23 protein-coding genes, 1 tRNA gene and 2 pseudogenes are annotated in these 20,626 nt (G+C 54.7%); 16 read left to right on the forward strand and 10 right to left on the reverse strand.

Going from position 1 to position 20,626, the window contains the following annotated elements; genetic code table 11:
* The first annotated feature begins 4 nt into the window (after nt 1-4).
* The 8 genes from fliM (at nt 5) to ABIB18_RS00115 (ending at nt 6,733) form a co-directional block, all read left to right on the forward strand.
* A complete protein-coding gene (gene fliM / locus ABIB18_RS00080) occupies nt 5-1,012 on the forward strand; it encodes a flagellar motor switch protein FliM (RefSeq protein WP_031377092.1) in 1,008 nt (335 codons plus the stop codon).
* Entirely contained in the window at nt 1,005-1,412 is a 408-nt protein-coding gene (gene fliN / locus ABIB18_RS00085) for a flagellar motor switch protein FliN (protein ID WP_089562455.1), read from the forward strand. Before fliM ends, fliN begins: the two co-directional genes overlap by 8 nt.
* A gap of 2 nt (nt 1,413-1,414) precedes the next feature.
* Nucleotides 1,415-1,813: a flagellar biosynthetic protein FliO gene (fliO, locus tag ABIB18_RS00090; protein WP_031377094.1), complete on the forward strand. Its 399-nt coding sequence runs from the start codon at nt 1,415-1,417 to the stop codon at nt 1,811-1,813.
* Nucleotides 1,813-2,544, forward strand: coding sequence for a flagellar type III secretion system pore protein FliP (gene fliP / locus ABIB18_RS00095; RefSeq protein WP_046288520.1), 732 nt, complete (start codon nt 1,813-1,815; stop codon nt 2,542-2,544). Before fliO ends, fliP begins: the two co-directional genes overlap by 1 nt.
* A 24-nt stretch (nt 2,545-2,568) precedes the next feature.
* The gene (gene fliQ / locus ABIB18_RS00100; protein WP_031377095.1) at nt 2,569-2,838 is read left to right on the forward strand and encodes a flagellar biosynthesis protein FliQ; all 270 of its coding nucleotides are present in this window, start codon (nt 2,569-2,571) and stop codon (nt 2,836-2,838) included.
* On the forward strand, nt 2,838-3,623 hold the full coding sequence (gene fliR, locus ABIB18_RS00105; RefSeq protein WP_031377096.1) for a flagellar biosynthetic protein FliR: 786 nt from the start codon (nt 2,838-2,840) through the stop codon (nt 3,621-3,623). The genes fliQ and fliR overlap by 1 nt, the downstream gene beginning before the upstream one ends.
* 627 nt (nt 3,624-4,250) lie before the next feature.
* Nucleotides 4,251-4,886 carry a transcriptional regulator RcsA gene (gene rcsA / locus ABIB18_RS00110; RefSeq protein ID WP_031377097.1) on the forward strand — a complete coding sequence of 212 codons (636 nt, stop codon included), beginning with the start codon at nt 4,251-4,253 and terminating at the stop codon, nt 4,884-4,886.
* A gap of 140 nt (nt 4,887-5,026) precedes the next feature.
* Nucleotides 5,027-6,733: a methyl-accepting chemotaxis protein gene (locus ABIB18_RS00115; RefSeq protein ID WP_354473433.1), complete on the forward strand. Its 1,707-nt coding sequence runs from the start codon at nt 5,027-5,029 to the stop codon at nt 6,731-6,733.
* Between the two features lie 153 nt (nt 6,734-6,886).
* Here ABIB18_RS00115 and dsrB read toward each other — a convergent pair whose 3' ends face one another.
* On the reverse strand, nt 6,887-7,081 hold the full coding sequence (gene dsrB / locus ABIB18_RS00120) for a protein DsrB (protein ID WP_031377099.1): 195 nt from the start codon (nt 7,079-7,081) through the stop codon (nt 6,887-6,889).
* A gap of 63 nt (nt 7,082-7,144) precedes the next feature.
* Nucleotides 7,145-7,303, reverse strand: a complete 159-nt coding sequence (locus ABIB18_RS00125) for a YqaE/Pmp3 family membrane protein (protein WP_046288250.1) — start codon at nt 7,301-7,303, stop codon at nt 7,145-7,147.
* Between the two features lie 314 nt (nt 7,304-7,617).
* Here ABIB18_RS00125 and ABIB18_RS00130 point away from each other — a divergent pair, with 314 nt between their 5' ends.
* From ABIB18_RS00130 to ABIB18_RS00140, 3 genes and pseudogenes are all read left to right on the forward strand, one after another.
* The gene (locus tag ABIB18_RS00130) at nt 7,618-7,851 is read left to right on the forward strand and encodes a DUF2525 domain-containing protein (RefSeq protein ID WP_354473435.1); all 234 of its coding nucleotides are present in this window, start codon (nt 7,618-7,620) and stop codon (nt 7,849-7,851) included.
* Between the two features lie 349 nt (nt 7,852-8,200).
* On the forward strand, nt 8,201-8,989 hold the full coding sequence (locus ABIB18_RS00135; RefSeq protein WP_031377101.1) for a mannosyl-3-phosphoglycerate phosphatase-related protein: 789 nt from the start codon (nt 8,201-8,203) through the stop codon (nt 8,987-8,989).
* Nucleotides 8,990-9,019: 30 nt separating this feature from the next.
* Nucleotides 9,020-10,239: pseudogene (locus ABIB18_RS00140) on the forward strand (glycosyltransferase family protein).
* 99 nt (nt 10,240-10,338) lie between these two features.
* Here ABIB18_RS00140 and ABIB18_RS00145 read toward each other — a convergent pair.
* The 5 genes from ABIB18_RS00145 to ABIB18_RS00165 all read right to left on the reverse strand — a co-directional run bounded on the left by ABIB18_RS00145 (nt 10,339) and on the right by ABIB18_RS00165 (nt 12,598).
* The gene (locus ABIB18_RS00145) at nt 10,339-10,518 is read right to left on the reverse strand and encodes a YodC family protein (RefSeq protein WP_031377103.1); all 180 of its coding nucleotides are present in this window, start codon (nt 10,516-10,518) and stop codon (nt 10,339-10,341) included.
* Between the two features lie 179 nt (nt 10,519-10,697).
* Nucleotides 10,698-10,829, reverse strand: a complete 132-nt coding sequence (locus tag ABIB18_RS00150; RefSeq protein WP_255352405.1) for a hypothetical protein — start codon at nt 10,827-10,829, stop codon at nt 10,698-10,700.
* A gap of 32 nt (nt 10,830-10,861) precedes the next feature.
* The gene (locus ABIB18_RS00155) at nt 10,862-11,773 is read right to left on the reverse strand and encodes a DUF808 domain-containing protein (protein ID WP_031377104.1); all 912 of its coding nucleotides are present in this window, start codon (nt 11,771-11,773) and stop codon (nt 10,862-10,864) included.
* Nucleotides 11,774-11,783: 10 nt separating this feature from the next.
* Nucleotides 11,784-12,059: a hypothetical protein gene (locus ABIB18_RS00160; protein ID WP_279810306.1), complete on the reverse strand. Its 276-nt coding sequence runs from the start codon at nt 12,057-12,059 to the stop codon at nt 11,784-11,786.
* 62 nt (nt 12,060-12,121) lie between these two features.
* Nucleotides 12,122-12,598 carry a very short patch repair endonuclease gene (locus ABIB18_RS00165; RefSeq protein ID WP_069729192.1) on the reverse strand — a complete coding sequence of 159 codons (477 nt, stop codon included), beginning with the start codon at nt 12,596-12,598 and terminating at the stop codon, nt 12,122-12,124.
* Nucleotides 12,599-12,787: 189 nt separating this feature from the next.
* Here ABIB18_RS00165 and dcm point away from each other — a divergent pair, with 189 nt between their 5' ends.
* Both dcm and ABIB18_RS00175 read left to right on the forward strand, forming a co-directional pair.
* Complete coding sequence (gene dcm, locus ABIB18_RS00170) at nt 12,788-14,170, forward strand: DNA (cytosine-5-)-methyltransferase (protein ID WP_031377107.1); 1,383 nt, start codon at nt 12,788-12,790, stop codon at nt 14,168-14,170.
* 118 nt (nt 14,171-14,288) lie between these two features.
* Nucleotides 14,289-15,893, forward strand: a complete 1,605-nt coding sequence (locus tag ABIB18_RS00175) for a methyl-accepting chemotaxis protein (RefSeq protein ID WP_354473436.1) — start codon at nt 14,289-14,291, stop codon at nt 15,891-15,893.
* Between the two features lie 33 nt (nt 15,894-15,926).
* Here ABIB18_RS00175 and ABIB18_RS00180 read toward each other — a convergent pair whose 3' ends face one another.
* Together ABIB18_RS00180 and ABIB18_RS00185 are read right to left on the reverse strand one after the other, a co-directional pair.
* Complete coding sequence (locus ABIB18_RS00180; RefSeq protein WP_031377109.1) at nt 15,927-16,178, reverse strand: hypothetical protein; 252 nt, start codon at nt 16,176-16,178, stop codon at nt 15,927-15,929.
* A 72-nt stretch (nt 16,179-16,250) separates the two neighbouring features.
* Nucleotides 16,251-16,955 carry a phosphohydrolase gene (locus tag ABIB18_RS00185; RefSeq protein WP_159223433.1) on the reverse strand — a complete coding sequence of 235 codons (705 nt, stop codon included), beginning with the start codon at nt 16,953-16,955 and terminating at the stop codon, nt 16,251-16,253.
* A gap of 610 nt (nt 16,956-17,565) precedes the next feature.
* On the opposite strand from ABIB18_RS00185, the gene ABIB18_RS00190 reads away from it, so the two are divergent.
* The 3 genes from ABIB18_RS00190 to ABIB18_RS00200 all read left to right on the forward strand — a co-directional run bounded on the left by ABIB18_RS00190 (nt 17,566) and on the right by ABIB18_RS00200 (nt 19,378).
* Nucleotides 17,566-18,243, forward strand: coding sequence for an ASCH domain-containing protein (locus ABIB18_RS00190; protein WP_031377111.1), 678 nt, complete (start codon nt 17,566-17,568; stop codon nt 18,241-18,243).
* A gap of 179 nt (nt 18,244-18,422) precedes the next feature.
* Complete coding sequence (gene mtfA, locus ABIB18_RS00195) at nt 18,423-19,199, forward strand: DgsA anti-repressor MtfA (protein ID WP_236566385.1); 777 nt, start codon at nt 18,423-18,425, stop codon at nt 19,197-19,199.
* Between the two features lie 103 nt (nt 19,200-19,302).
* Nucleotides 19,303-19,378 (forward strand) — tRNA-Asn (locus ABIB18_RS00200).
* A 143-nt stretch (nt 19,379-19,521) separates the two neighbouring features.
* Here ABIB18_RS00200 and ABIB18_RS00205 read toward each other — a convergent pair.
* A pseudogene (locus ABIB18_RS00205) lies at nt 19,522-20,598 on the reverse strand (RHS repeat domain-containing protein); the annotation flags it as partial.
* Nucleotides 20,599-20,626: the final 28 nt, after the last annotated feature.

The following is a 20,626-nucleotide window of genomic DNA, read 5'->3' on the forward strand; positions in this document are numbered from 1 at the left end:
ATCAATGGGCGATAGCATTCTCTCCCAGGCTGAAATTGACGCCCTATTAAACGGCGACAGTGGCAGCGCGGAAGAAGAAAAGAAACAAAACGGGCCGGAAGGCGATATTCGTCCTTACGACCCGAATACCCAGCGCCGCGTGGTGCGCGAGCGTTTACAGGCGCTGGAGATTATTAACGAGCGTTTTGCCCGTAGTTTCCGTATGGCGCTGTTTAACCTGCTTCGTCGTAGCCCGGATATCAGCGTCGGCGCGATCAAGATTCAGCCGTATCACGAGTTTGCCCGCAACCTGCCGGTGCCGACCAACCTGAACCTGATCCACCTGAAGCCGCTGCGCGGTACGGCGCTGGTAGTGTTTTCACCCAGTCTGGTGTTTATCGCGGTTGATAACCTGTTCGGTGGCGATGGTCGCTTCCCGACCAAAGTAGAAGGTCGCGAGTTTACCCATACTGAGCAGCGCGTTATCCGTCGCATGCTGAAGCTGGCGCTGGACGGTTACAGCGACGCATGGAAAGCCATTTATCCACTGGACGTCGAGTATGTGCGTTCAGAGATGCAGGTGAAATTCACCAACATCACCACTTCACCGAACGACATCGTGGTTAACACGCCGTTCCAGGTGGAGATTGGTAACCTGGTGGGTGAATTTAATATCTGCATTCCGTTTTCAATGATTGAGCCGCTGCGCGAACTGCTGGTCAATCCGCCGCTCGAGAACTCGCGCCAGGAAGATAACCACTGGCGTGACAACCTGGTAAAACAGGTGCAGCACTCAGAGCTGGAACTGATTGCACACTTTGCCGAAACCTCGCTGCGTCTGTCACGGATTTTGCAGCTGAAGCCCGGCGACGTGCTGCCGATTGAGAAACCGGAACGCATTATCGCCCATGTCGATGGCGTGCCGGTCTTAACCAGCCAATATGGCACGATGAATGGCCAGTATGCCCTGCGTGTCGAACACCTGATTAACCCGATTTTGAATTCGCTGAACGAGGAACAGCCCCATGAGTGACAGTAATAAGCCGTCTGACGATATCTCTGCGGACGATCTGTGGGCTGAAGCAATGAATGAGCAGGCCGGCAGCAGCAGCGCCCCGCAAACCGATGACGTGTTTAAGTCATTCGAGAGCGGTAACGTTTCTGGCTCACTGCAGGATATCGATCTGATCATGGATATCCCGGTCAAACTGACCGTGGAACTGGGCCGTACCAAGATGACCATCAAAGAGCTGCTGCGTCTGGCGCAGGGTTCAGTGGTGTCGCTCGACGGCCTGGCAGGCGAACCGCTGGATATTCTGATCAACGGTTACCTGATTGCTCAGGGTGAAGTGGTGGTGGTCAACGACAAATATGGCGTGCGCATCACTGACATTATTACTCCGTCCGAACGTATGCGTCGTCTGAGTCGCTGAGAATGACTAGCCAGAATCAAAGTCTGCAACCTGCTGCGCCACACGCTCAGCCGATTTCCACCGGCTCAATGGTGGTGCAGGTCAGCAGCATGTTAGCGGTGATTATTTTATTGATTCTGGCCTGCGCCTGGCTGGCACGCCGCTTTGGCTTCGCGCCGAAGAAGGTGAGCGGCCAGGAGCTTAAACTGACCGCCAGCGTGCAGGTCGGCCAGCGTGAGCGGGTGGTGATTGTCGATACCGCCGATGCCCGTCTGGTGCTTGGCGTGACCGCACAGCAGATTACCCATCTGCATACGCTACCGCCGGGTGCGCCGCTGGAGAATACGCCAGCGCAGGCTGCCCCACAGGATTTTCGTCAGCTGTTACAGAATCTGGTTAAACGTCCCGGAAAACCCCAATGATGCGTCGACTGCTTCCTTTATTGCCACTGCTGTTGCTGGCACCGGTTGCCCATGCCCAGCTTCCGGGCCTGGTGAGTCATGCGCTGCCAAACGGCGGCCAGAGCTGGTCGCTGCCGGTGCAGACGCTGGTGTTTATCACCGCCCTGACCTTTATTCCGGCGGTGCTGCTGATGATGACCAGCTTTACCCGCATCATCATTGTGTTTGGTTTGCTGCGTAACGCATTGGGTACGCCCTCTGCACCGCCGAACCAGGTTCTGCTGGGGCTGTCGCTGTTTCTGACCTTCTTTATTATGGCGCCGACCTTCGACAAGATTTATCAGGACGCCTACCTGCCGTTCAGCCAGGACAAAATCAGCATGGATGTGGCGATCGAGAAAGGCGCCCAGCCGCTGCGTGAGTTTATGCTGCGTCAGACCCGTGAAGCGGATCTGGCCCTGTTCGCTCGCCTGGCGAATACCGCGCCGATTGCCGGCCCGGAAGCGGTGCCGATGCGCATCCTGCTGCCCGCTTACGTGACCAGCGAGCTGAAGACCGCTTTCCAGATTGGTTTTACCGTGTTTATCCCGTTTCTGATTATTGACCTGGTGGTGGCCAGCGTGCTGATGGCGCTGGGGATGATGATGGTGCCACCGGCGACAATCTCACTGCCGTTTAAGCTGATGCTGTTTGTGCTGGTCGATGGCTGGCAACTGCTGGTCGGCTCACTGGCGCAAAGCTTCTACTCCTGATCCCCCCTATTCCCGGAGCACAACATGACACCCGAATCAGTAATGGTAATGGGCCAGGAAGCGATGCGCGTCGCGCTGATGCTGGCCGCCCCGATGCTGCTGGCCGCGCTGGTCAGTGGATTGCTTATCAGCCTGTTGCAGGCCGCCACTCAGGTCAATGAACAGACCCTGTCGTTCATTCCGAAAATTCTGGCGGTGGCGACCACCGGGATTATTGCCGGCCCGTGGATGCTGAATCTGCTGCTCGACTATATCCGCACCGTCTTTTCCAACCTGCCTTACATCATCGGCTGATGATTACTCTCGACAGCAGCCAGCTGGTACATTGGGTGAGCCAGTTCTTCTGGCCACTGGTGCGTATTCTGGCGCTGCTGGCCTCTGCGCCGCTGCTTAATGAACGATCTATCAGTCACCGGGTCAAAATTGGTCTGGCAGTGATGATCACCTGGCTGTTAATGCCGCTGCTGCCGCCGGTTAACGTGACGCTGTTTTCGCCGGCCGGCTTCTGGCTGCTAATCCAGCAGATGCTGATTGGCATTGCGCTCGGCTTTACCATGCAGTTTGCTTTTGCCGCGGTGCGGACCGCCGGGGAAGTGATTGGCTTACAGATGGGCCTGTCGTTCGCCACCTTTTTTGATCCCGGCAGCCGCCTCAACATGCCGGTACTGGCGCGTTTTTTAGACATGCTGGCGATGTTACTGTTCCTGACCTTCAACGGACACCTGTGGCTGATCTCGTTGCTGGCGGACAGTTTTCATACGTTGCCGATTGGCGGACATCCACTGAATGCCAATGCGTTTATGGCGCTGGTGAAGTCGGGCGGATTAATTTTCCTTAATGGCATGATGTTAGCGCTACCCTTAATCGTTTTGCTCCTCATGCTAAATCTGGTACTAGGTTTGTTAAACCGTGTTTCACCACAGTTATCAATCTTCGCAATTGGCTTCCCGATCACCTTATCAGTAGGCATTTTGACTATCAGTATGCTGATGCCACTGCTCGCCCCGTTCTGTGAGCATTTGTTCGGTGAAGTGTTTGATTTACTCGCCCTGTTCCTGACAGAACTATCCCGTCCCTGAACATTAAGTTTCTAACTATCTTTGCTTACTGATACTTAAGTAACGCAAAACCATCCGTGCATTTTTCAAACCATATTTTCCAGAATGCAACTAAGGAAATTCTGATAAATGTGCTGAGAGTCTGAAAATAATTCTTATTAAACCGGGCTTCGCGTATTTTAGTTGGGCGGTTCACAGCAGCGGTTAGACTGTGAATTTGTTGATAAAAAAGGCAATTCGTTGAATTTGAACAAAAAAATTCTTTAGTGATTTTTCTTGTTAAAAAATGTTTTTTCCGGCATTGTCAACACACGCTGAGACATCACACTTTCGTAAAACAAATGCTTTTAAGATTTGTCCTATCAGAAAACTCCGGGTTTTCAGCGATAGTGACAGCGCTCCCAAAAACAGAGTCTTACTTAACCTCCGGTTTTTCACTGGCATTCCCCGCCATAACCGGAGAATGTGTGACGTCAAAGCAGCACAATATTTTTGCAGAACGGGTCAGGGATGAAGACTTTTACAGGCGTTTGCCTGTTACCACACTGCACGAGCAGAATAAAAAAGTGCCTTAGAAATCTCTCTCGTACCGCAACGCGTAATTCATCGTTGATTTAAACGGATAACAAATTGGTGAGGGTCGCTATTATGCCAACGATTATTATGGATTCCTGCAACTACACACGCCTGGGATTATCGGACTACATGTCTTTTAAAGGAGTTAAGAAGAAAAATATCACTTCTGCCTCCGATATTGAGCAACTACAGCAAAAATGTGAACAATTAAAACCTGGTGTCGTCTTTATTAATGAAGACTGCTTTATTCATGAACCCGACTCCAGCGAACGTATCCGCAGCATTATTACGCAGCACCCTGATACGCTGTTCTTTATATTCATGGCGATAAGCAATATCCATTTTGAGGAATACCTCTACGTTCGTAAGAACCTGATTATTACGTCAAAATCGATAAAGACATCGACTCTGGATTCGTTACTTAGCACCTATTTGCAGAAAAAACTCAATCAGTCTGCGCGTATCTCTTCAGGAATGGATGTTCATCCATTAACGCTGAGCCAGACCGAGTCAAATATGCTGAAGATGTGGATGTCAGGTCATGACACCATTCAGATCTCAGATAAAATGCAAATAAAGGCGAAAACTGTTTCGTCACATAAAGGTAATATTAAACGCAAAATCAAAACCCACAATAAGCAGGTTATTTATCATGTGGTGCGTTTAACTGATAACGTCACGTCGGGTATCTACGTTAACGTAAGATAACGACCCGCAATGAAAACCGGCCAGGATGGCCGGTTTTTTTTTGCCTCAAACTGGGAGCCAGATCTCACTCCTGCCGCTAAGCCTTTCCGCTCTTTTGCCGATGTTAAGCCTTATAACAACAGCCTCAAGAGAGCAAGGATATGAACACTGCATTGGTTAATGATGGACAGAACACCTCGGGTATATGGCAGAACCTCCGCCTTGTCCCGCTGTTTAGCCTGATCTTCGGCGGCATTCTGCTGCTGTTCGCACTCTGTATTGGTGTCGCCAGTTACTTTCTTATTTCAGGTAATCACTCGCTCAGTGACGCCACTGACGAAATTCAGGTGCGGATGGGTATCTCGAACAGTTCAAACCACTTACGTACTGCCCGTCTGACGGTTATTCAGGCCGGCGCCGCGGCGCGTATCGGTGAGATGGATGAGTTTCGCGCTAACCTCGCGTCGGCAGAGAAACGTATTCAGCAGGCTAAAGACGGGTTTAAAGTCTACGCCGACCGCAAGGTGAAGTCGCCCGAGGATGTCGCGCTGGATGCCACGCTGCAGGCACGCTTTAACGACTATATTGAGAAAGGCCTGATACCGATGATTAACGCCGGTAAGCAAGGCAGCTTCGAGGGCATTATCGCGCAGGAAACCGACGTTACCCGCAAACTGGACGCCGACTACAATGCGGTGCTGCTGAAGGCGATCAAAATCCGTACCGACCGCGCCAATGCGATCACCGCAGAAGCCAACCATCAGTCGCGTATTGGCTTTATTGCGATGGCGGTGGCCTTTGGCGCTGCGCTGCTGCTGGTGCTGCTGACCTTTGTCTTCCTGCGTCGGGTGGTGATTAATCCGCTGCGTCAGTCGGTGTCACGCATTGAGCGTATCGCACAGGGCGACCTGACGGCACCACCGCTGCCACATGGTCGCAGCGAAATAGGCACCCTGATCCACAATCTGCAGTTAATGCAGCAGTCGCTGGTGAAAACCGTCGGCACGGTGCGTGAAGGTGCCGTCGCCATTTATCAGGGCTCCAGCGAAATCTCTGCTGGCAATACCGATCTCTCCTCGCGTACTGAACAGCAGGCGGCAGCACTGGAACAGACGGCCGCCAGCATGGAACAGCTCACCGCCACGGTGAAGCAGAACGCCGAAAATGCCCATCACGCCAGCCAGCTGGCCGGCGATGCCTCCGGTAAAGCCCGCAGTGGCGGCGACCTGGTCAGCGGCGTTGTAAAAACCATGACCAACATTTCCGGTAGCTCGAAAAAGATTGCCGAGATCACCAACGTCATCAACAGCATCGCCTTTCAGACCAACATTCTGGCACTGAACGCGGCGGTCGAAGCCGCTCGTGCCGGTGAACAGGGTCGGGGATTTGCGGTGGTCGCGAGTGAGGTCCGTAATCTGGCACAGCGCAGTGCGCAGGCAGCAAAAGAGATTGAGTCGCTGATTGCCGAGTCGGTCACGCTGATTAAAGATGGTTCGCAGCAGGTCGGCGCTGCCGGTAACACTATGGGCGAGATTGTCGAAGCGGTACGTCGGGTCACCGATATCATGGCAGAGATTGCCGCCGCCTCTGACGAACAGAGCCGTGGGATTCAGCAGGTCAGCCAGGCCGTTACCGAAATGGATAATGTCACCCAGCAGAACGCCTCGCTGGTCGAAGAAGCCTCTGCGGCGGCTGCATCGCTGGAAGATCAGGCCGGTAAACTGACTCAGGCGGTATCGGCTTTCCGCCTGCAGGATACACCGGTGCTGGCTGGCACCGCCAGCCGCGCCACCGCGCCGGTGAAAACCCCTGCCCTTGCGCCTCGTCCGGCACTGGCAAGCGGTAATGATAACTGGGAAACGTTTTAAGCGCAGTTGGAGTGCAGACAGAGAGTGCCGACAGGGAAGTACAGAATTAATAGAGCAGTGATGCCGTCGGGTCAGTGACGGCGGTCTGGCTTTGCCTCCTCCCCGCCACGGGGAGGAGGATCGCATCAGCAGTGGCGCGACGTGCCGGCCGGTTTATTCTGTGCTGTAAGGCTCAACAAAAATCCCCTCCGGATGACCATCCTCGTTAAAAAACCAGATGCCTAACGGGTAATCTTCCAGCGCCACCAGAAACATGGTGCCTTCATTAAACGGCTCCATGGCCAGAATAGTTCCGACGCGGCGCGGGCCACCATCGGTTTTAACGCTGACGCGGTCATTCACCTTCATTTCGGTTCTCCTGATTATTTCCTGTTGCACAGTCTAAACGAAGAACCGCAGTGATGCCGAGCGTTAGCGACGGGCAATCACCCATACAGCGTGCACGATACCCGGAATGTAGCCACACAGCGTCAGCAGGATGTTCAGCCAGAAGGCACCACCGAAACCAACCTGCATAAAGACGCCAAGTGGCGGTAACAGGATCGCGATAATAATTCTTAAGATGTCCATAACCATTCCTTTAGGTATTGATAAAAATCAACTTTATCACGAACTATAGCCGATTCTGCTCTCAATGAGCGAAAAGTCAGGTAAATCTGAGTAAGCCTGCGTTTTTTCAATTCCTTAACACTTCGCCGCAAGACTTCTGACGCGCGCCCGCCTTACACTCTCTCTACTGCGCCAACCCCATAGGGGCAGTCAACCTAAAAGTAACAAGGATTTTGCCCGCGCAGCGCGGGCTTTTTTTTGCTGTGATCGCCCCCTCACCCCTTTCTGCACCAGCCACTATACTGATCATTCTGTCCGCGCGCGGGAGTCAGAAAATGACAGGCGAAAAACAGCATACCAAACCGTCTCAGTCAGCGATGAATGTTGATGTTGATCGTTTGCTGGAGGCGTTACAGGCCGGGAATGCCGCTGAGATGCACGAATCTATGGCGCAGCCGCCAGTGGCTGATGAGCGACCAGCACCGCAGCTGTTGCCGCGCGGAACTGAACTGGCCGACGCCTTTGAAATGGATATCTGTGACTGTCGTTCCTGTGAGGCAAACCGCTGAAAACGATTTCAAAAAAATACCCGGCGGGATGGCCGGGTAAAAATTTCAATTCGTTACACCAGGGAATTCTTAACACCCTTGCAGACTACGCCTTCCCTTTTTTAAGACAAGTCTCTGCTATGCACATTTCTGCAACGAAACGGTGAATAAGGCGGCGTATGTTACCGAAAACACCGCAGCAGACAGCGACTTAGCCGCTGCACACTTCATGCATCCCGCCGATCCACAACGTTTCGATTTAAGATTATTCCTGGATTTATCCGGCGGGCGCTTAAGAAAAAAGTGTGAGCCATATTCAACTATAATATTGAAAAATCGCCGCTTTAGCCGTGCTGACAGGAGCTGACCGATGCCCGATCTTCAACAGCCGTTAATGATTATTACCGATCTCGATGGTTCGCTGCTCGACCACCACAGCTATCGCTGGGATGCCGCCACGCCGTGGCTGACCACCCTGAAACAACATGACGTCCCGCTGGTGATCTGTTCCAGCAAAACGGCAGCCGAAATTATCCCGCTACAGAAGAGGCTCGGCATTGCCGGTGCGCCGTTTATTGCGGAAAACGGCGCAGTGGTCCAGAGCGGGGAGCAGCGAACTCATCTGCCCGACAATAGCCTGACTTATGAGGCGATCTGTAGCCGGCTGGCGGCGCTGCAGACGCAGTACCGGTTTACCGGCTTTCATGACTTTACCGATCAGGCGGTCTCATCGATGACCGGCCTGAGTGAAGCGGATGCCGCCCTGTCACGCCAGCGCGATGCTTCTGAAGTGGTGGTCTGGCGCGACAGTGACGAGGCTTTTGACCGTTTCCGCGCCGCGCTGACCGCTGAAGGACTGGCGCTGGCCCAAGGCGGCCGGTTCTGGCACGTCATGCCAGCCGGCAGCGGCAAAGGCGAGGCGGTGCGCTGGCTACTGGCACAACAGTCTGGTTCCGCCTTTACCACTATCGGACTGGGCGACGGGCCTAACGACGCGCCGATGCTGGACGCGGTCGACTACGCCGTCGTGATTAAAGGCTACAGTAAAACACCGGTCACCCTCAGCCGGACCGATCAGCAGCAGGTCTACCATACGGCGCACTATGGCCCTGAAGGCTGGCGTGAAGGGCTGGACTACTTTTTGACTCAACCTCTGTAAGCTGCCCACGGGCATTAAAAGGATGGTGCGATGAGTGATTTTTTTCAGAACGGCGTTATTACCAATTTTCATAATCTCACCCACCGCAGCGTGGAATCACTGGAAAAGGAGATGGTGCGCTTTGCCCGCAAACGCAAGATGGGGCTGATCCTGCCGTCGCTGTTTTCTGAACTGGAAGGACCGGCGCTGACTAAGATTGTCGATGAGCTGGCGAAGGTGCCGTACCTTGATGAGATCGTGATTGGCCTCGATCGCGCTGACCGCGATCAGTTTCTGTTTGCCCGCGAGTTTTTCTCACGCCTGCCGCAGCGGCACCGCATTCTGTGGAATGACGGCCCACGTCTCAAGGCGATTGATGCCGAGCTGGATAAAGAAGGCTTATCGCCTACTAATCCAGGCAAGGGACGCAACGTCTGGTTCTGCACCGGCTATACGCTGGCTTCTGACCGCACCAGCTGCGTCGCGCTGCATGACTGCGATATCGTCACCTATGAGCGCGGCATGCTGGCTCGCCTGCTCTATCCGGTGGCTAATCCGGCGTTTCAGTATGAATTCTGCAAGGGCTTCTATGCCCGCGTCGCCGACGGGAAGCTGAACGGCCGCGTCGGGCGTCTGCTGGTCGGTCCGCTGCTGCGTTCGCTGCAAAAAGTCTATGGCCATTCGGAATACCTCGATTATCTCTCCAGCTTCCGTTATCCACTGTCGGGTGAGTTTGCGATGCGCACGCACGTGCTGAACGGCATCAAAATTCCGGGCGACTGGGGTCTGGAAATTGGCGTGCTTTCAGAGATCTATCGCAACTACACCACCCGTCAGTCCTGTCAGGTGGAAATTGCCGATAACTATGACCACAAGCATCAGCCGCTGGCGGAGGAGGATGGTACCGGCGGCCTGAAACGCATGAGTAGCGACATCGTGCAGTCGCTGCTGCGCAAGCTGGCCACCATGGCGTGCCGCTGACCAGCGACTCGTTCCGGGTGCTGAAAGCCACCTACTACCGTAATGCGCTGGATATGATGGAGATCTACAACCACGAGGCGGCGATGAACGGGCTGAAGTTTGATCAGCACGTCGAGGAAGCCGCGGTGGAAATGTTTACCCAGTCGATTCTGGAAGCCGGTCAGGCATTTATTGAACGACCAAACGATAAGCCGTTTATTCCGAGCTGGAGTCGGGTGCAGTCAGCTTTCCCGGATATTCTGCAGCGCATTTATCAGGCGGTAGAAGAGGATAACGACGGCAACGTCTGAGGAGAACCAGGCACAGGGAGTGTGCCGGAAAAGGTAAAGGGAATGCGGTAAAGCGGGGCCTGTCAGATCTCGCGACCTACAGGCCTGATCGCAGGCCGCTTAACTGGCAAGCTGTCGGGCGGGATTTGAGGCGCTAAGCTCTTCGCTGCGAAATGCTTCACGACGTACCGCGTAGCCATCATACCAGCGACACTCGACCATTCCGCTGGCGTAGCCGGTCACCACCATCGTCTGTCCGTCTTTCTTGTGCTGAACTTCTTCACTGATTGCAAAAACCATGTTGCGCCCTCCTCATTGACCCTGTGGTTTGATTATTTTCTTTATAGCAGTCAAAAAAGGTTTCTGCCTGTTAAGGCACGCAAATAAGCGGCAAATTCAGAATTAAGCAGTTGGATATGTTGAAAATAAAAAAAGCGGATAATAATTATTATCCGCTTTGAATGGGGTTCAGGCTGGAATCAGATTTTGCAGCCTTCGCAATCCGCTTCGTCGCTCAGATCGTCCGGCACTTCGCTGGCCTTTTTCTCTGCTTTCGCTTCAGCCTGCTCAAGTTGCGCGTCGATATCAAATTCAAACATGTCGTCGTTCATCGTCATTCTCCTGACCGTAATTACAGTGCGCTTTATACCGATTTCCCGCGCAGTTTGGCAATAAGGTTCACCACTAACAGCACGATCGACCCAATGATAAAACCGAGCACCAGATTGGCGCCGTTGCTCAGCAGCATGGCGATCCAGCCGCTGAAACCGCTGCTGACTTCTTCAATCAGATGATGCAGCGGCGCAATGCCATGTACCACAATGCCGCCGCCGACCAGGAACATCGCAATGGTGCCAACCACGGACAGAATCTTCATCAGCCACGGTGCCGCTGCCAGCAACACGCTGCCGATGCCCTGAGCGATAGGTGAGGACTTCTCGCGCAGCCAGAAGCCGAGGTCGTCGATTTTAACAATCGCCGCCACAATGCCGTAAACGCCAATGGTGACCAGAATGGCGATGCCCGCCAGAATAATCACCTGATTGAGCAGCGGCGATTCCGACACGATCCCCAAGGTGATGGCCACAATCTCTGCTGACAGAATAAAGTCGGTGCGCACCGCGCCTTTAATCTTCTTCTTTTCAAACTCCGCCGCATCCTGCTTTGCCAGCGACTCGAGGCGCTGCTGACGCGCTTCCGGCGATTTATGCTGCTTGTCGTGTTGCAGACTGTGCATCACTTTTTCCACGCCTTCGTAGCAGAGATAAGCGCCGCCGATCATCAGCAGCGGCGTAATCAGCCACGGTGCGAAAGCGGAAATAATCAGCGCCAGCGGCACCAGGATCAGTTTGTTCAGAAACGATCCTTTGGCGACGCCCCATACCACCGGCAGTTCGCGGTTGGCTTTTACGCCGGTCACCTGCTGGGCATTCAGCGACAGATCGTCACCCAGTACACCAGCGGTTTTTTTCGCCGCCACTTTCCCCATGACGGAAATATCGTCCAGAAGTGTTGCAATATCATCAAGTAAAGTCAGTAAGCTGGTTCCCGCCAAAATCGTATCCTTAGTCTGGTTCGTTATGTTGACAACATGGGCAGCGCTCGATTTCCGTCACCGTCATCTCGGCGATGCCCTCACAATCCCACTCTACCCGCACCGCTTCACCCACCGCGCCTTCAGCATGTAAATACTTACTGACCGGGCTTTCTGTCATGCCGGTGATCTCTTCCGTGGCGATCAGCCTGTCGCCGAGGTAAACACGCGCGGTCGCTTTGGTGTTCACCATGCGCTCGTCGCGCAGCTGGTAGAGGCGTTTAACCGTCAGTTTAATGCTGCTCATGTCAGGCTCCTGGCCACGGAGAAAGCGCAGATCTAACCAATTATGTTGCTGATTAGCAAGGCTCACTCTTCGCGATAATGATGAATACCCTGATGGTCAATCTCGGCACTCTGCGTCATTGCCAGCAGCCACTCTTCCAGCCGCTCCAACAGATCGCCATCCGCCAGCCGCAGTTTGCCGCGCAGGGCGCACTCCCAGATGATCAGGACCTTCCAGCCGCTCTCCTGTAGCTGACGCACATAACGCCGGTCACGTTCGACATTGCTGTTGATCTTGCCGGTCCAGAATTCGGTACGGGTGGCCGGCAGTTTGAAAAGATAGCAGTGATGCCGATGCCAGAAGCAGCCGTGCACAAAAATAATTGCCTGCTGCTCCAGCAGTACAAAATCGGGTCGGCCCGGTAGATTTTTATCCTGTACCCGATAGCTGAATCCGCGATCCTTCAGCAACAGCGCCACACGCTGCTCAATAGCAGTATCCTGCGCGCGAATGGCACGCATATTTTTGCTGCGTGTTTCGCTGGAGTGAACGTCAGCCATAAATTCTCCTTTTTTGCTGGTCCTTCAACTTTAGCCTGCGCCACGAAAAGCGAAAGCAGCAGAGGCTCGCTATCAGATTGCTGCCGTAAAAAATGTCCCTCCGGCCAATCGGTCCGGTGGCACACGCCGCCAATTTCCTCGCTGCGTCAGGAGTGATAGCATAGGCGGCTCACTGTTAAGGAAAAACGCATGCACCCCGCCGCCATTGCTGAACCACTCTCTGCTGCTCTTTCACCGTCTGATGCGTCTCAACTGTTACAGCAAGTGCTCGACATCTATTCGGTCCGGGATGTGACCACCCGACTGCACCAGGCCGGCTTTCTCAACTGGACGCCTGCGTTGCTCAACCGGGTACGCCAGGGCAAAAGCGCGCTGCCGCCGCTGTGTGACGCTGAACTGGCGCTGCTGCAGGACCTGCTGCCAAGCCGGCCGGCTCATTATGACGCGCCTGAGTTTCGCTTTATCGATCTGTTCGCCGGTATTGGCGGCATTCGTAAAGGCTTTGAGGCCATCGGCGGCAAATGCGTATTCACCAGCGAGTGGAATAAAGAAGCGGTCCGCACCTATAAGGCCAATCACTATAGCGATCCGCTCGAACATCACTTCAACACCGATATCCGCCAGGTAACGCAGCCAGAAGGCCTCAGCGATGACGCCGACATTTACCGCGCGATTGATGCGGCGATCCCCGATCATCAGGTGCTGCTGGCCGGTTTCCCCTGCCAGCCATTTTCGCTGGCCGGCGTCAGCAAGAAAAATGCGCTGGGCCGCGCGCACGGTTTTGAGTGCCAGGTTCAGGGCACGCTCTTTTTCGATGTCGCCCGCATTCTGGCGGCGAAAAAGCCACCGTTCTTCGTGCTGGAAAATGTGAAAAACCTCAAGAGCCACGATAAGGGCCGGACCTTCGCCATTATCATGGAGACGCTGGATGAGCTGGGCTATGAAGTGGCCGATGCCGCCGCCAGCGGCCCGGATGCGAAGGTCATTGATGCGCGCCATTTTCTGCCGCAGCACCGCGAACGCATCGTGCTGGTTGGCATCCGCCGCGATATCAAAGGCTGTCAGGATTTCACCCTGCGCGATATCAAAAAGTTCTTCCCGCCGCAGGTGCCGAGCCTGCAAAGCCTGCTGGAACCGCAGCCAGATGAGAAATATATTCTGTCACCGGTGCTGTGGCGCTATCTCTACCAGTACGCCAAAAAGCACAAGGCTAAAGGCAACGGCTTCGGCTTCGGGCTTAACGATCCGCGTAATCCCGACTGCTGCGTGCGTACTCTGTCGGCACGTTACTACAAGGATGGTTCGGAAATTCTGATCGATCGCGGCTGGGATAGCGCACTGGGCGAAGCAGAGTTTCATCATCCGGCCAATATGGCGCGCCGTCCGCGCCGACTCTCACCGCGCGAGTGCGCCCGCCTGATGGGCTTCGACGTACCGGGCAGTGAACCGTTCCGTATCCCGGTGTCGGACACCCAGGCTTATAAGCAATTTGGTAACTCGGTGGTGGTGCCGGTATTTGCGGCGGTCGCTCAGCTTTTGCTGCCCCATATTCGTCAGTTACGCGCTGATTAAGGTGCGCGGTTTCCGTTAAGAAAACCGATTCTGCTGTTCTGCCGTCATCCGGCCGGATTGTCACAAAGATGTCACGTAACCCCTTAATACTGCGCTTTTTCTTATTTCGGGTTGCGTGATGTCACTGCTTACTTTATTGCCGCTGCGCGGTCGTAATCGCCGGTTTTCCCTTACGCTGCCGGGCTGGCTGACCAGCCTGCGTGGCCATTTCATTCTGTTCGTGGTGCTGTTCTGCCTGCTGCAATCGGCCGGTATTGTGCTGCTGACCGCCCAGGTTAGCCAGGCGCAGCGCAGCCTGGCGCAGACCCATGATCTGCGCGAGCGGCTGGCTCTGCTCGATCGCGCCCGCATCGAACTGCTGACCGCCAGTGATAACAGTCATCGGGCGGGAATTTATCTGATGCAGGACCAGCAGAGCGGATCGGTCGACAGCTGGAAAAGCCTGGCGGAGAGTGCGAACGCCTCGCTGAGCGAGGCCGAACGGCTGTTCAGCCGCTACCAGGCTGCGCCTGACAGTGCGCTGCAACAGAGCTTTATTCTGCTGAGCCAGGGACTAACCGAGCAGCTTAAGGGGCTGGCTGCCAGCAGCACCGACGCCTTTTTTATGGTGCCAATGCAAGCCTACCAGCAGCAGTTTAACGATGCCTGGTTCGGCGAGATCAGCCAGGCAAATCGCCAGCTGGCCGCCGTCAATCGCAGTTCGCTGGCGAGCTTAACCGGCACCCGCAATGTGTCGCTGCTGGTGACCGGGCTGCTGTCCGGACTGCTGGTGGCGGGCGGCGTGCTGCTGCTGCGCGGGGTGATTACGCCATTGCAGCAGGCCAGTCGCCAGCTACAGGCTATCGCCACCGGCGATCTGCTGGCGTCTGCCGCCCCACTCCGCAGGCAGTCGCGTGAGACGTTACAGCTGTTCAATGCGATGGATGAGATGCGCCAGGGCCTGCGCCACATCATTCATGAGATTGACGTAGTGGCCGTCAGCGTGACCGCCGCTGCGGGCGAGATGCAGCACGCTAACCAGCAGGCGCGCAAGCAACATCAGGCGCAGAATGCCAGCTTCAGTCATCTGTCACAGCGTCTGCATCGGGTCTCTGAAGAGGTGGAGAACAGCACCCGCTTCTCGCTGCAGGCCACCGATCAGGCGCAATCCGCCGACCGCTTAATGCAGCAGTGCGCCGGTCAGGTCGATCAGATGGAAAGTCAGATGCGGCACATCGTGCGGGCTTCGGGTGACATTGCCGGCATAGTCGATTTGCTGGATAGCCTGTCGCTGCAGACCCGCCTGCTGGCCCTGAACGCCGCCATTGAATCGGCGCACGCTGGCATCTATGGCCGCAGCTTCTCGGTGGTGGCAAAAGAGATCGGCTTACTTTCGACCAAAAGCGGTCACTCGACGCGCCAGATTGATCAGCTAATCCAGCATACCCGACACCATGTTGATAGTGGCTTCAGCAAAGTGAAGTCGCTGGAAACGCTGTTCGGGCAGATCGGGCAGGCGGTCAGCGCAGTAGTGACGCGACTGAATGAGCTGCAACACAACGCCAGCGCGCAAAGCGCCCGGGTGTCGCACATTGCCGCCGAGGTGGAGGCGCTCAATCAGCAGTTACAGGCCAGTGAAGGATTAAGTGTGCAGCAGAGCAACGCGGCAGATGCGCTGCACCAGCAGGCCAGCCGGCTGGCGCAGACGGTGCAGCAATTTCGCCACGGCGGTGAGGCGAGATAAAATAAAAAAACCCGTCAGGCGACGGGTTTGCATTTACTTCTTCTTCTTGCCCTGCTTCTTCAGCAGCAGGCGAATCTGTTTCACTTCCGCACTGGTCAGCCCGTCGGGTGACGCTTCGGTCAGATCCTGATTATCAATCGCCGGATGCGGATGCGTTTCCAGACTGGCCTGCAAACGCTGCACAATTTCCTGGCTCATCGAAATCTGGTTCTCCAGCGCCAACTGTTTAATATTTTCTTTCAGTGCGGGATCAATTTTAATCGTCAAATTAACGGTTTCGGTCATCGTGCTGCTCCTTTTTGTTATTGCTTCCACGCTACCGGATGACCGTTTCGATTAACATACTGTCACAAAAATTTAATATTCGGTCCGTAATGGCGTGAAGTCCCGCAGCACGCCTTCGTCCATCCCGGTCAGATTGCCCTGCAACTCCGCATACAGCTTGGCCATATAGCGCACCAGGAAGTCAGCATTATGTTCCGCCAGCATCCGCCCGGTCTCGGTGTGCATGGTTTCCGGCAGCCGCAGCAGCTTCTTCTGGAAGTGATCCAGCGTCCATTTCACATCATTCAGCTCGCGATCTTTTCCCAGCGGATCGGCACTGTCGAACAGCGGACGATTCAATGCCCCGGCGGTATAGAATACCCGCGCCAGGCCAATGGCGCCGAGCGACTCCAGCCGGTCGGCATCCTGAACGATTTTGGCTTCCAGCGTCTGCGGCGGGATGCCGGCGCTGAAACTGTGGGTTTTAACGGCGTGCATTACCGCCTCAATCAGCTCTGCCGGGAAGTCGGTAAAATCCTGTTGCAGAATACGCTGCGTTTCCGTGGCGGCGTAGGTCGAAGCCAGATGGCGTTCAGGGTGATTTTTCGGCAGGTTGACCACATCGTGAAAATAGCAGGCGGTTAACACCACCAGCGGATTGGCGACGCTGCCTGCCATGATCCGTTGTGCGCTCATCCATACGCGGCGTAAGTGCGCAATATCATGGGCGCCGTCATCGTGGATCCAGTTGGCCTGAAACCAGCTTTCATAGCGAGATTGCCAGAGTGTGAGTGACATAATTTATCTCCCTGTAGTATTCAATCGCAAAACTGCGTCGCGATCGGTGCGCAAACGGCAAGCCATCATAGCGACTGGCTAATGACTCTTTTCTTTCAGTGCTGAGGAAAAGAGCGGCGCTGCCAGGGTTTTCCGGCAGGAAAATGAGATCTGGATCATTTTTATAGCATCTCTTATACAAAATAACCGCAATTTCAGCGCTTTTCGGGCTTTCCTTATCGGATCGTCGCTAAGCGAATTAGTTTAATGGGTGTAATGTTTGTTCCAGCAGAAAAAAATCTGGCTGGCCGCATTGCGCGCGATCAAATTCCTTAAATAACGGAAAAACTGTCAATAATCACAGGTGAACAATTCCGAAAAGGTTCCTATTTTTACCGTTATAACGTACTGTATCCGGGCTATTCAGCGCTTTATGGACGTTGCATGATAAGCTTTGGTGCGGTTTTTGCATTTTGAGGTTTTTTAACACCAAAAGCGGCCATTGTCGCCTGAAGACCCATCGACAAATTATTAAGCAAAATGATTTATACCCTTTATGATAATCCTCTGAAGTGCAGCAAGGGGATGTTTACAGCAGTAACCGGGTTCTACTAATAAAAAGAGGTAATCCATGAAAGAACGGCCGATTCTTTTTTCCGAACAGCGTGTTCGTGCCCTGTTGGTTGGCCAGCAAACGCAAACCCGGCGCATTATGAAAACTCAGGCTTTCGGCCCGGGACAGGATCATCACGAAGGTGTGCATGCTTTCGATGTGAGTGCTAACCATCTGCATGGCTACAAAATGATGTCGATGACGGATATCAGTTATCACTGTCCGTATGGCAAACCCGGCGATGTGCTGTGGGTGCGTGAAACCTGGCGTGGTCCGCTGGTGCCCGAAGATGCGCTGGCAGAGTATGAGCGCGATCCGACGCCATTCCGCCAGCCGGCTTATTGCCAGTATCGCGCGGACAGTAACGAGCTGGGACAGCATATAATGAGCAGTCCGGAAGCCGAGCAGTTTGGCTGGCAGACCGCCATCCACATGCCGCGCTGGGCCAGCCGCATTAACCTGGAAATTACCGGGGTGCGGGCCGAGAAGATTCAGGACATCAGTGAAGATGACATTATGGCCGAAGGGGTGCAGACCGATTCGCACTTCCTCAACAATTTCTTCACTATGAACGTTAATTCGGAATCGCCTAAAGAGGCGTACCGTAAAGCCTGGCAAAAGCAGTACGGTGCCACCAGCTGGGAAGTAAACCCGTGGGTCTGGGTGATTGAGTTCCAGCGCATTGAGCGTAAGTAACACCTCAGGCCTGCGCTTTGCGGGCTGAATCACAGACAACGGCTGCGCTAACGGGTTGAATAGACAGCCTTAAGCCCTGCAGCCAGATCGATGGTGCCAGCATGCTGTTTTCGATGCTGGCATTTTTATATCTGGCGCGCCAGGATAGCGAGATAGTCCGGTTCTGTGCGGGAGTGACGATGTTTAAATGGCCGTGGAAAACGCATAACGACCCTGCACTGGGCGCGCTGCCGTGGCAGCCTGGTCTGGCGCAGCCGATTTTTACTCTGCTCAGTGAAGAGGAGCAGCAGGCGCTGGTGCACCTGGCGCAACGTTTCCTGCAACAGAAAAAGCTGGTGCCGCTCGGAGGGGTTCAGCTGGATGAGTTGCGCAGCGTGCGCATCGCCCTGCTGTTCTGTCTGCCGGTGCTGAAACTGGGGCTGGAGTGGCTGGACGGCTTTCACGATGTGCTGATCTATCCGGGGCCGTTTGAAGTTGACGATCTCTGGCAGGACGAAGCGGGTCTGGTGCACAGCGCGCCCGCGGTGCATGCCGGTCAGAGCTGGACCCAGGGTCCGGTGGTACTGAACTGGCTCGATATTCAGGACTCGTTTGATCTTTCCGGCTACAACTTGGTGATCCACGAAGTGGCGCATAAACTGGATGCCCGCGGCGGCGGTTATACCAGCGGGATTCCGGTGATACCGCTGCGTGAGGTGGCGCTGTGGGAGAAAGATCTGCGGGCGGCGATGGCGGCGATTGAAAGCGAAGTTGATCTGGTGGGCGAACAGGCGGCGAGCATCGATCCCTATGCCGCCAGCGACCCGGCCGAGTGCTTTGCCGTGCTGTCGGAATATTTCTTTACCGCGCCGGACCTGCTGGCCGAGCGCTTCCCGGCGATGTACCAGCATCTGCGCCACTTTTATCAGCAGGACCCGCTGACGAGAATCGTCGCCCTGTCAGCGCAAACTGCTTAAATCGCGATCGCTTTGCGCTAAAGCTAGCCAGTTGAATGATAATGTATTTTTTGCTGTTGACACCTTCGGGCGACGCCGTTAATATTCGCCTCGTTCAAACGATTCCTCTGTAGTTCAGTCGGTAGAACGGCGGACTGTTAATCCGTATGTCACTGGTTCGAGTCCAGTCAGAGGAGCCAAATTTAGAGAAGCCCGCTCAGGGAAATCTGAGCGGGCTTTTTGCATTTTATCTGGCGGTTCTTTTTCTCAGACGTCCACTCTCCTGCAACAAACACTCTTCGGGACCATCGCCTTCTGCTGACAAAAGGCGGGTCATGCCATTTCAATGGAATTTTACCGCCCAATAGTTATCGTTATGTGGCCCCTGCCACTTTGTTGCTTCTTTCGCAGGGTCTTTACACTTCATCAACCCCCACGGATCCACCCACCCCAGCGCATTCGGCGCATACTGGTAGAGGTTGACCCCGCCCGCCAGCCCTATCGGGTCCTGCTGGATAAACCGTCCGCTGTCCGGGTCATAATAACGAAACAGATTGTAGTGCAGTCCGGTTGATTCGGCCCCTGCGGTGCCTCACCCCCTTGGGGCCATCGCTGAAGCGATGTTCAAATTTGCTTATGCAAATTTTTCCCGGTCCAGGTACTGGCCCTGCATACGCAGGTTCTGCTGAACAACTGGCATCCGCTGGCTGGACTCGCGCAGCAGCTTGCCCCACGGGCTGTTGATACCTTCCCAGGCTTTTTGCCCTTCACCGTCAGTCAGCAGTTCCGGCATTCCGTTGGCCGCATTATGGAACCAGTAAATCTCCGGGCTTTCAACACCATCAATACGGGCCAGCGGCTCATAGCTCTGGCTGTCGCTGTAAACGTAGGTCAGCGGGATCCCGTCGTGGATTTCCTGCAGCAGGCGGTAGCCTTCCCACACAAAGCGCGTCGTGACGGCGTTCCCGGACGGCCTGCCCTGTAACAGCTGCTGGCTGGTTTTACTGATGCGGCGTCCCAGCGGATCGTAGCGGAAACTCACCTTTGTACGTGGCCTATTACGGTCACGCGGCTCGCTGATCACATCCGTCAGGCGATGCTCACCATCATAGCGATAACGCCAGCGGGTGTGACCGTCATCTTTCTCAGTGGTACGGCCATGAATATCGTACTGCCAGCGGATACCGTTCAGTCCGGTGACGCGGTTATGCATGACATGAGCGGCACTATGGCGATCCAGCGGGTTGCCTGCGCTATCCCAGCGCCACTGTTCATTACCCGGCTGCGCGCCGTCCTGAGACAACAGCCGGCCGGCGTTATCGTAGTTCCATAATGTCTGGCTGAACGGATTATCGTCGCGCTCTTCACGGATAAGGTTGTTGCCGTAATCGAAGTTAGATCGGCGGGACCAGACGCGCGGCGTATATAGGATAAGAGACGCACGCTTA

This window comes from Pantoea sp. UYEF8 (assembly GCF_040546285.1).
GTDB lineage: Bacteria > Pseudomonadota > Gammaproteobacteria > Enterobacterales > Enterobacteriaceae > Pantoea > Pantoea brenneri.